General features: G+C 71.9%; 10 protein-coding genes and 1 riboswitch. Of the genes, 2 read left to right on the forward strand and 8 right to left on the reverse strand.

The window, feature by feature from the left end; genetic code table 11:
• Positions 1–49 precede the first annotated feature (49 nt).
• The 4 genes from ACIBNE_RS18605 to ACIBNE_RS18620 form a co-directional block, all read right to left on the reverse strand.
• Entirely contained in the window at positions 50–826 is a 777-nt protein-coding gene (locus ACIBNE_RS18605) for an ABC transporter ATP-binding protein (RefSeq protein WP_399272727.1), read from the reverse strand.
• A gap of 72 nt (positions 827–898) precedes the next feature.
• Positions 899–1948: a FecCD family ABC transporter permease gene (locus ACIBNE_RS18610; RefSeq protein ID WP_399272729.1), complete on the reverse strand. Its 1050-nt coding sequence runs from the start codon at positions 1946–1948 to the stop codon at positions 899–901.
• Positions 1949–1958: 10 nt separating this feature from the next.
• The gene (locus ACIBNE_RS18615; RefSeq protein WP_399272731.1) at positions 1959–2960 is read right to left on the reverse strand and encodes an ABC transporter substrate-binding protein; all 1002 of its coding nucleotides are present in this window, start codon (positions 2958–2960) and stop codon (positions 1959–1961) included.
• A gap of 38 nt (positions 2961–2998) precedes the next feature.
• Positions 2999–3147: riboswitch (cobalamin riboswitch) on the reverse strand.
• A 7-nt stretch (positions 3148–3154) separates the two neighbouring features.
• Positions 3155–3799 (reverse strand): HD domain-containing protein, encoded by a 645-nt coding sequence (locus tag ACIBNE_RS18620; protein WP_399272733.1) that lies wholly within the window; start codon positions 3797–3799, stop codon positions 3155–3157.
• Positions 3800–3889: 90 nt separating this feature from the next.
• Here ACIBNE_RS18620 and ACIBNE_RS18625 point away from each other — a divergent pair, with 90 nt between their 5' ends.
• Complete coding sequence (locus ACIBNE_RS18625) at positions 3890–4873, forward strand: GlxA family transcriptional regulator (RefSeq protein ID WP_399272735.1); 984 nt, start codon at positions 3890–3892, stop codon at positions 4871–4873.
• On the opposite strand, the gene ACIBNE_RS18630 is transcribed toward ACIBNE_RS18625, so the two are convergent.
• The 4 genes from ACIBNE_RS18630 to clpS form a co-directional block, all read right to left on the reverse strand.
• Positions 4851–5273 (reverse strand): Mov34/MPN/PAD-1 family protein, encoded by a 423-nt coding sequence (locus ACIBNE_RS18630; protein WP_399272738.1) that lies wholly within the window; start codon positions 5271–5273, stop codon positions 4851–4853. The two genes, ACIBNE_RS18625 and ACIBNE_RS18630, sit on opposite strands and share 23 nt — an antisense overlap.
• Before the next feature lie 252 nt (positions 5274–5525).
• Complete coding sequence (locus ACIBNE_RS18635) at positions 5526–6980, reverse strand: amino acid permease (RefSeq protein ID WP_399272740.1); 1455 nt, start codon at positions 6978–6980, stop codon at positions 5526–5528.
• A gap of 354 nt (positions 6981–7334) precedes the next feature.
• Positions 7335–7925, reverse strand: coding sequence for a DUF2017 domain-containing protein (locus tag ACIBNE_RS18640; RefSeq protein ID WP_399272742.1), 591 nt, complete (start codon positions 7923–7925; stop codon positions 7335–7337).
• On the reverse strand, positions 7925–8239 hold the full coding sequence (gene clpS, locus ACIBNE_RS18645; RefSeq protein ID WP_399272744.1) for an ATP-dependent Clp protease adapter ClpS: 315 nt from the start codon (positions 8237–8239) through the stop codon (positions 7925–7927). The genes ACIBNE_RS18640 and clpS overlap by 1 nt, the downstream gene beginning before the upstream one ends.
• Positions 8240–8320: 81 nt before the next feature.
• Between clpS and ACIBNE_RS18650 the strand changes: the two genes are divergently transcribed.
• Positions 8321–9649, forward strand: a complete 1329-nt coding sequence (locus ACIBNE_RS18650; protein ID WP_399272746.1) for a nicotinate phosphoribosyltransferase — start codon at positions 8321–8323, stop codon at positions 9647–9649.
• The last annotated feature ends 78 nt before the right edge of the window (positions 9650–9727 follow it).

A 9727-nucleotide genomic window follows, 5' to 3' on the forward strand; every position in this document is an offset into this window, starting at 1 on the left:
TCGGAATGTGATCTTGGATGTTGGACCGGGAACGCTCAGCATGTGGACTTCAGAGTGCCTTCGGAAGGTAGACGACGGTCGGGGCTCCGGTCGTCGGATGCACGCTGACCTCGGCCTTCACTCCGTAGACCGTCGCGAGCAGCTCGGGCGTGAGCACGTCCCCCGGCGTGCCGGAGGCGGCGATCCTGCCGCCCTGGAGGACGTAGATCCGGTCGCAGTAGTACGCGGCCAGGTTCAGGTCGTGCAGCGCGATGAGGTTGCTGGTGCCCAGCTCCCGTACGAGGGAGAGGACTTCCAGCTGGTAGCGGATGTCGAGGTGGTTGGTCGGCTCGTCCAGGACCACCAGGTCGGGCTGCTGGACCAGGGCGCGGGCGACGAGGGTGCGCTGGCGTTCGCCGCCGGAGAGCGAGGGGAAGGGGCGGGCCGCGAACTCCGCGATGCCGACGCGTTCCAGGGCCGCGCGCACCAGCTCGGCGTCGGCCGCCGTGTCGGCCTCCCAGAAGCGCTTGTGCGGGGAGCGGCCCATGGCGACCACTTCGTGGACGGTCAGCTCGAAGACGGCCTGGCCGTCCTGCGGGACGGTCGCGAGACGGCGGGCGCGGGCCTTGGCGCCCATGGTGTGCAGGTCGGCGCCGTCGAGGAGGGCGCGGCCGTGGGTGGGGCGCAGGGTGCCGTAGACGCAGCGCAGCAGGGTGGTCTTGCCGCTGCCGTTGGGGCCGACGACGCCGACGGTCTCGCCGGGGCCGACGGTGAGGTCGACGCCGTCGACGAGGTGGCGGCCGTCGCCTGGGCCGTAGGAGAGTCCCTCGGTCGTCAGGGTGGTCATGCGGGGACTCCTTCGGGCGGAGTGCCGTAAGCCCTCATGCGGGGGCTCCTTCGGGCGGAGTGCCGTAAGCCCTCATGCGGGGGCTCCTTCGGGGCGGCGGCGCAGCATCCACAGGAAGAACGGGCCGCCGGTGAGCGCGGTGAGGATGCCCACGGGCACGTCCTGCGGGGTGGCGACCGTACGGGCGGCGAGGTCGGCGGCGACCAGGAAGGCGGCGCCCGCGAGCGCGACGACCGGCAGCAGGGTGCGGTGCGAGGCGCCGACGACCATGCGCGCGGCGTGCGGCACCATCAGGCCGATGAAGCCGATGGCCCCGCTGACGGCGACCAGCACGCCGGTGACCAGCGAGGTGAGCAGGAAGATCGCGGCGCGGAAGCGGGAGGTGTCCAGGCCGAGCACGGTGGCGCCCTCCTCCCCCACGAGCATCAGGTCCAGCGGTCTGGCGACCGCGATCAGCAGCGCGGTGCCGACGGCGAGGACGGCGGCGGGCAGGAGCAGCATGTCCCAGCGGGCCGAGCCGAGGCCGCCGAGCGACCAGTACATGGCCTCCTTGAAGTGCTCGGAGCGCGGCGACATCACCAGCATCAGGCTGGTGAGGGCGGTGAGGATGTACGCGACGGCGACGCCGGCCAGGACCAGGCGCGGTCCGGTGAGCTGGCCGCCGCGCCGCGCCAGCGCGTACACCAGGACCGTGGCGAGCAGGGCGCCGGTGAACGCCCCCGCGGGCATCGTCACGTTGGTGGCGAGGCCGATGCCGCTGCCGATGCCGGTGACGATCACCAGGACGACGCCGGTGGAGGCGCCCGACGAGACGCCCAGCAGGTAGGGGTCGGCGAGCGGGTTGCGGACCAGGGCCTGGAGGACGGTGCCGACGACGGCGAGCCCGGCGCCGACGACGGCGCCGAGCAGGACGCGCGGCAGCCGTACGTCCAGGACGATGGTGCGCAGGGGGCTGGGCTCGGCGTTCCCGAAGAGGATGTCGAGCACCTGGCCGGGCGGTATGTGCACCTGGCCGAAGGCGAGTCCGGCGACCACGGCGGCGGCGAGGGCGGCGGTCAGGACCGCGAGCACCAGGGCGTAGCGCAGGGGCCCCCGGGGCTCGCGGTCCGTGCGGCAGGTCATGGGCCGGGCCTCAGCCGGTGGTGGCGGGGCCGGTGGTCCCCGGGTGGAGCTGGGCCGCGAGCTTGGCGATCGCGGCGGGGGCGCGGACGCCGAGTACGACGTCGGAGAGGGGCATCACCGCGAACCGCTTGTTCTTGATCGCGGGTACGTCGCGCAGCGCCGGGTCGGCCAGGAGGCGCTTCTTCTTCTGTTCGACGGTGACCGAGCCGTAGTCGTAGATCACGATCGTCTCGGGCTTGCGGGCGACGACCTGTTCCCAGGTGGCGTCGCCGAAGGGCTTGTCGAGGTCGGCGAAGACGTTGCGGCCGCCCGCGAGGGTGATCATCTCGTTGCCTATGCCCTTGCCGCCCGCCGTGGACGCGGTCTTGTCGCCGCCGTCGTAGACGAAGACGGAGACCGGCTTCACGCCCTTGAGCTGCCCGGCGGTCGTGGCGACGGTCTTCTTGGCTCCCGCGATCCACGCGTCGGCGCGGTCCTTGGCGCCGAAGGTCTGCCCGACCTCGCCGATCTCCTGGTAGAGGTCGTCCAGCGCGGTCTTCCGGTCCGCGCAGTACTCGACGTTGAGCCGGGACGTGATGCCGGACTGCTTGAGGTCGTCGCGGCTGCGGCCCTCCTTCGCGTCGAAGGCGGTGGCGTAACCGCCGTACACGAAGTCGGGGTTGGCGGCGAGGAGCTTCTCCTTGGAGGGGTACTCCTTGGCGAGGACGGGGACCGCGTCGTAGGCCTTGGCGTACTTGGGCAGGACCTTGTCGTCGAGGTAGGCCGTGCCGATCAGGGACTTCTCCAGGCCGAGCTCCAGCATCACCTCGGTGACGTGCTGGTTCATGGTGACGACGCGCTTGGGGGGCGCCTTGTAGGTGGTCTGCACCCCGCAGTTGGTGACGGTGTACGGGAAGCCGGGCGCGGCCTTCGCGTCGGCGTCGTCCTTGCTGTCGGTACCCCCTCCGCAGGCGGTGGTGAGGGTGAGCAGGGCGGCGGACACCGCGACCGTGACTGTGCTGCGCCTGGACATGGCTGTGCCTCCTGACGGGGATTTCCTCGTCCCCGATCGGTGTGCGTGAGGCGGCAGGTCAGTTCCTGGCTGCCGGACGAGGGGGTCGTCCGGTCACAGTGGCGGGACCGCGCCGGTTTCGCACCGGCTTCCTGGGTCCTGCCGCCCGGGTCGCGCACAGTGTGTCACCTGCGTCTTCTGCGTCTTCGCCGGGGTCACTCGGGCCAGGCGGAGTTCTGGACCGTCTCGACGAAGTCGCCGGGGACGAAGCCGGGCACGAAGTGGCGCAGCACGTCGGCCTTGATGTTGCCGAAGGTCGTGTCCGGCTTGGGCGCGATGCCCTCGGTGAACGACTCCAGGATGCGGCGCTTGAAGTCGGGGCGGGGGTGCAGTGCGGTGATCGCGTCGCGGTGCTCGGGGGCGAGGTCGTGGTAGCCGATGCCCAGGACGTCGTACTCCACGCCCGCCGTGACGAGCGCGACCTCGGGCTCCATGAACTCTGGGATGCCGGGGGTGGTGTGCAGGGCGATGGCGGTCCACACGCGGCGTACGGAGTCCTCGGGAACGCCGTGCGCCTGGAGGAAGCGGCGGGCCGCGTCGGCGCCGTCGACCTCGAAGCGGCGGCCGCTGGTGCGGTGCGCCTCGCCCAGGCCGAGGTCGTGGAACATGGCGCCGACGTAGAGGAGTTCGGGGTCGAAGGAGAGGCCGCGGTCGCGGCCCCGGGCGGCGCCGAAGAAGTAGACGCGGCGCGAGTGGTGGTAGACCAGTTCGCTCGCGGTGTCGCGGACGAGTTCGGTGGCGGCGCGGGCGAGCTCGGTGTCGGGGGCCTCGGTGATGTTCTCGATCGTGTTCTTCGTCATGGCCACAGCCTGCCGGGAGGAGGGGCGGGCGGGCCATGTCCGTACGGGACAGGGTTCCCACAGATCCGGACACGGCCTACGCTCGCGCGCATGGGCTCCCACGATGTGATCGTCTTCGCCTACGACGGCGTGCGCCTCCTCGACGTCTCGGCGCCGCTGGAGGTGTTCGGCACCGCGCCCGGCTACACCGTGACCGTCTGCACCCCGGACGGCGGCGACGTCACGACCGCTTCGGGGCTGCGCATCGGCGGGGGCCTGGCCGTCGCGGACGCGGGGCGGGCGGACACGCTGGTGGTGCCGGGCGCGGTCGACGTGGCCGGGCTGCTCACGGCGCCCGAGCTGATCGCCCAGGTCACGGCGGCGGCCGGGCGTTCAGGGCGGGTGGCGGCGGTGTGCACGGGGGCGTTCGCGCTGGCGGCGGCCGGGCTGCTGGACGGGCGGCGGGCCACCACGCACTGGGAGCACGCGGACGCGCTGGCCGCGCGCTGGCCCGGGGTGCGGGTCGAGCCGGACGCGATCTACGTCCAGGACGGCGAGGTGTTCACGTCGGCGGGGGTGACGGCCGGGATCGACGTGTGCCTGGCGATGGTGGAGCAGGACCGGGGGCCCGCGGTGGCGCGGCGGGTCGCGCGGGACCTGGTGGTGTTCCTCCAGCGGCCCGGGGGCCAGTCGCAGTTCTCGGCGGCGTCCCGCACCGCCCCCACGCGCCATCCGCTCGTACGGCCGCTGCTGGACGCGGTGGCCGCCGATCCGGCCGCCGATCACGGCGCGGCGGCGCTGGCGGGCCGGGCGGGGGTGAGCGTCCGGCATCTGGCCCGGCTCTTCCGCGAGCAGACGGGCCAGACGCCGGCGGGGTACGTGGAGCGGGTGCGGGTGGAGGCGGCGCGCATGCTCCTGGAGGGTGGCGCGAGCGTGACCGGCGCGGCGGCGCGCAGCGGGCTCGGCAGCGACGAGAGCCTGCGGCGGGTGTTCGCGCGGCACCTGGGGGTCACGCCGAGCGAGTACGCGGCGCGGTTCCGCACCTCGCGGTACGTCCCCCAGTACGCCTCGACTAGTACGCCTCGACGACCTTGATGTCTTCCTCCGTGATCACGCCGTCCACGATGCGGTACGAGCGGAACTGGAAGGGCCCGGCGTCGTCCTTGTCGGCGGTCGACACGAGGACGTAGTGCGCGCCCGGCTCGTTGGCGTAGGTGACGTCGGTGCGCGAGGGGTACGCCTCGGTCGCGGTGTGCGAGTGGTAGACGATCACCGGCTCCTCGTCGCGGTCGTCCAGCTCGCGGTAGAGCTTGAGCAGGTCCGACGAGTCGAACTCGTAGAACGTGGGCGAGCGGGCGGCGTTGAGCATCGGGATGAAGCGCTCGGGCCGCCCGGACCCCTCGGGACCCGCGACCATGCCGCACGCCTCGTCGGGGTGGTCGGCTCGGGCGTGCGCGACGATCTGGTCGTACAGGGCCTGGGTGATGGTCAGCATGACGGCAAGGATAAGCAGACGGGCGGGGGGGGGGGCCCCCCGGGGGGGGCCCCCCCCCCCCCCGGGGCCGGGCCCCGGGGCCCCCCCCCCCCCGGGCGGCCCCCCCCCCCCCCGGGGGGGGGGGGGGGGGCCACCCCCCCCCCGCGGGGGCGGGGGGGGGGCGCCCGCGCCCGGGGCGCCCCCCCCGCCCCCGGGGGGGGGGGCCCCCCCGGGGGGGGCCCCCCCCCCGCCCGTCTGCTGAGAAGACGCTGGTCAGACCCGCTTGCGGGCGAAGCCCGCGCCCTGCGGGTTGCGCGACTTGAGCACCAGGTACGCGACGCCGAGGACCGCGGCCCACAGCGGGGCGCAGTACAGCGAGACGCGCGCGTCCTCGTCGATGCCCATCAGCACGATGACCATGCCGATGAAGGCCAGCGCGAACCAGCTGGTCCACGGCGCGCCCGGCGCCTTGAACGTGGACTCGGGCAGCTCGCCGCGGTCCGCCTTGGCCCGGTAGCGGAGCTGGCTGACCAGGATCATGATCCAGGCCCACATGCCGGAGATCGTGGCGAAGGAGACGACGTAGTCGAAGGCCTTGCCGGGGTACTCGTAGTTGATCCAGACGCCGACGAGCATCAGCGCGGCCGAGAAGCTGGTGCCGACCAGCGGCAGGCCGTTCTTGGTCAGCTTCGTGAAGAACTTCGGGCCCTGCCCGTTCAGCGCGAGGTCGCGCAGCATGCGGCCGGTGGAGTACATGCCGGAGTTGCAGGAGGAGAGCGCCGCGGTGAGCACCACGAAGTTCACGATCGCGGCGCCCGCGCTGAGGCCCATCTTCTCGAAGGCGGCCACGAACGGGGAGATGCCGGGCTGGAAGTGGGTCCACGGAACGACCGACAGGATCATGATCAGCGCGCCGACGTAGAAGACGGCGATGCGCCACGGCACGGTGTTGATGGCCTTCGGCAGCACGGTCTTGGGGTCCTTGGACTCGCCCGCGGTCACGCCGACCAGCTCGACGGCGAGGAAGGCGAACATGACCATCTGGAGGGTCATCAGGGTGGAGCCGACGCCCTTGGGGAAGAACCCGCCCTCGGACCACAGCAGCGTCACGGAGGCGGAGTCGCCCGCGTCGGAGAAGCCGAGGGTGAGGATGCCGGCACAGATGAGGATCATGCCGATGATCGCGGTGACCTTGACCATCGAGAACCAGAACTCCAGCTCGCCGAAGAGCTTGACGGAGATCAGGTTCGCGAGGAACAGCACGACCGTGAAGATCAGCGCGAAGACCCACTGGGGCTGGTCGAGGACGCCGCTCGCGTCCTTGGTCCAGTACTGCATGTACGAGGACGCGGCGGTCACTTCGGTGATGCCGGTGACGACCCAGAACAGCCAGTACGTCCAGCCGGTGACGAAGCCCGCGAAGGGTCCGACGAACTCCCGGGCGTACTCCGAGAAGGAGCCGGACACCGGGCGGTACATGAGCAGTTCGCCCAGGGCGCGCATGATGAAGAAGATCACGAGGCCCGCGATGGCGTACGCCAGGATGAGACTGGGGCCCGCCTTGGAGATTCCCTTGCCCGCACCGAGGAAGAGTCCGGTGCCGATGGCTCCGCCGATGGCGATCATCTGGATCTGCCGGGCGCCGAGCCCCCGCTGGTAGCCCTCGCCCTCGCCGCCGCCTTCGGCATCCTTGCCGTCGTGCTGCGTGTCGACCTGCACTGAGGTCATGTTGGTGCGCCTTTCTCCACGTCCGATCCGCGCCCTTCGCGAAGAAGGCTGCGGATCAGGTCCTGATCCCCCCGGATGTGACTGGAGTGCCACCGGCGGTCTGCCGGCCAAAGCGCCCTCGGGGGACATGGGTGGCGTCCCGCGAGCGGTCGTGAAGATGTATCACGGCCGCGACAGTGATCGACTGGGACGAATGTGGCACATCGCACGGTCAGAAGTGGACAAAAAGAACACGCAGGGCCATAGCGGCCCCGCGCGTTAACGTGATCGTTATCCGGATTTGAGCGTCCGCTGAGCGAACGCTCACCTGGTGGACGGCCCGGTCGGATCCGACCCGGGTCCAGACACCGGTCCTCAGGGCAGCAGCGTCCCGACGAGCGTCTCCTGGAGCGCGCCGAGCCAGAGGTACGCCATGACCATCGGCTTGCGCGGGTCCTCGTCCGGCAGGTGGTACAGCTCGTCGCCGTCGTCGTCGGAGACCTCCAGGCGGGTCCCGATGGTCAGCCTCAGGTCGTTGAGCGCGCCGAGCCAGCTGCGCGACTCGTCGGGCGAGAGCTTGAGCACCGCCCCGTCCTCGCCCGCCACGGCGAGCGAGTCCAGGGTGCGCACGACGGCCAGGGCGTCCGCCCGCTTGCGGCCCCGCAGGTCGTTCTCGGTGAACCGGCGAAACTCCGCGGACGCGTCGCGCAGCCCGGCGTCGTCGCCCTTGGCGTCGGGGCCGCCGTAGGCGTCGGGGAAGAGCCGGGCGAGCGCCGGGTCGGAGGGCGGCTCGCTGGGGCCCTCGGCGAAGAGCGCGGCCAGCGGGTCCGCGTCGGCCGCGGGCTCGTCGCCCGGACCGATGAGCTCCAGGAGCTGCACGGCCAGGGAGCGCAGGATCGAGACCTCGATCTCGTCGAGCGCGACGGCCGCGCCGCCGCCGGGGACCGCCTCGAACTGCCCGGCCATCAGTTGCGGTCCTGGGTGAGGGTCGCCCACAGGCCGTAGCCGTGCATCGCCTGCACGTCGCGCTCCATCTCTTCGCGGCTGCCGCTGGAGACCACGGCACGCCCCTTGTTGTGGACGTCGAGCATGAGCTTGTTGGCCTTCTCCTTGGAGTAGCCGAAGTAGCTCTGGAAGACGTAGGTCACGTAGCTCATGAGGTTGACCGGGTCGTTGTGGACCAGCGTCACCCAGGGGACGTCGGGCTCGGGGACGGCGAAGGCCTCTTCGGCCGACTCGGGACGTTCGATCTCTACGGGCGCGACGCTCACCCGTCCCATGCTGCCACTGAGAGGTGCCCATCGCACAAACGGACCCCACATCTCGTCAATCTGACGAAATTGTTGCTAGCATCCCTGAACATGAACACTGCGGACCTCGGGCTGCCCGTGGACGTCCCTTCCACGGCACTCTTCACCGACCAGTACGAGTTCACGATGCTGCAGGCCGCGCTGCGGGCCGGGACCGCCGACCGGCACTCGGTCTTCGAGGTCTTCACGCGCCGACTGCCCGAGGGGCGGCGGTACGGCGTGGTGGCGGGCACCGGGCGGGTCCTGGACGCCGTCGAGAACTTCCGCTTCGACGCGAGCGTGCTGGGCTTCCTCCGGGAGAACGGCATCGTCGACGAGCCGACGCTCCAGTGGCTGGCCTCCTACCGCTTCGGCGGCGACGTCTGGGGCTACCCCGAGGGCGAGGTGTACTTCCCCGGCTCGCCGATCCTGCGCGTCGAGGGCTCCTTCGCCGAGTGCGTGCTCCTGGAGACCGTGATCCTCTCCATCCTCAACCACGACTCGGCCATCGCCGCCGCGGCCTCGCGGATGTCGGCGGCGGCGGGCGGGCGGCGGCTCATCGAGATGGGCGCGCGGCGCACCCACGAGCTGTCCGCGGTCGCGTCGGCGCGCGCCGCGTACGTGGCGGGCTTCGACTCGACCTCCGACCTGGCCGCGGGCTTCCGCTACGGCATCCCCACGGTCGGCACGTCCGCGCACGCCTTCACGCTGCTGCACGACAGCGAGCGGGACGCCTTCCGGGCGCAGGTGGCCTCGCTCGGCCGGGGCACGACGCTGCTGGTCGACACCTACGACGTGACGGAGGCCGTCCGTACGGCGGTGGAGGTCGCGGGCCCCGAACTGGGTGCCGTCCGCATCGACTCCGGCGACCTGCTGCTCGTCGCGCACCGGGTGCGCCAGCAGCTGGACGAGCTGGGGGCGGTGAACACCAAGATCGTGGTCACCTCCGACCTGGACGAGTACGCGATCGCCTCGCTGGCCGCGGCGCCGGTCGACGCCTACGGGGTCGGCACCCAGCTGGTCACGGGCAGCGGGCACCCGACGTGCTCCATGGTCTACAAGCTGGTCGCCCGCGCGGAGTCCGCCGACCCGAAGGCGCCGCTGCACCCGGTCGCCAAGAAGTCGCTGGGCGCGAAGGCGTCCGTGGGCGGCCGCAAGTGGGCCGCGCGGCGGCTCGACCGGGACGGGGTGGCCGAGGCGGAGGTCGTCGGCACCGGGCCCGTACCGGCCGAGCTGGCCGACCGGCAGCTGCTGGTGCAGCTGGTCAAGGGCGGCGAGGTGATCGCGCGCGAGCCGCTGGACGCGGCGCGCGAGCGGCACATCGCGGCGCGGGCCGGGCTGCCGATGTCGGCGATCCAGCTGTCGCGGGGCGAGCAGGTCATCCCGACCGAGCACGTGTGAGGCGGCGGGGCCCTGCGGCCCCCTCCCGCAACCCGGCCGGATTCTCTACGCTCGGTAACGTCATCCCCCACGCAACCG

Origin of the sequence: Streptomyces sp. NPDC050504, assembly GCF_044458065.1 — a bacterium.
In the GTDB taxonomy this organism is placed as follows: Bacteria; Actinomycetota; Actinomycetes; order Streptomycetales; family Streptomycetaceae; genus Streptomyces.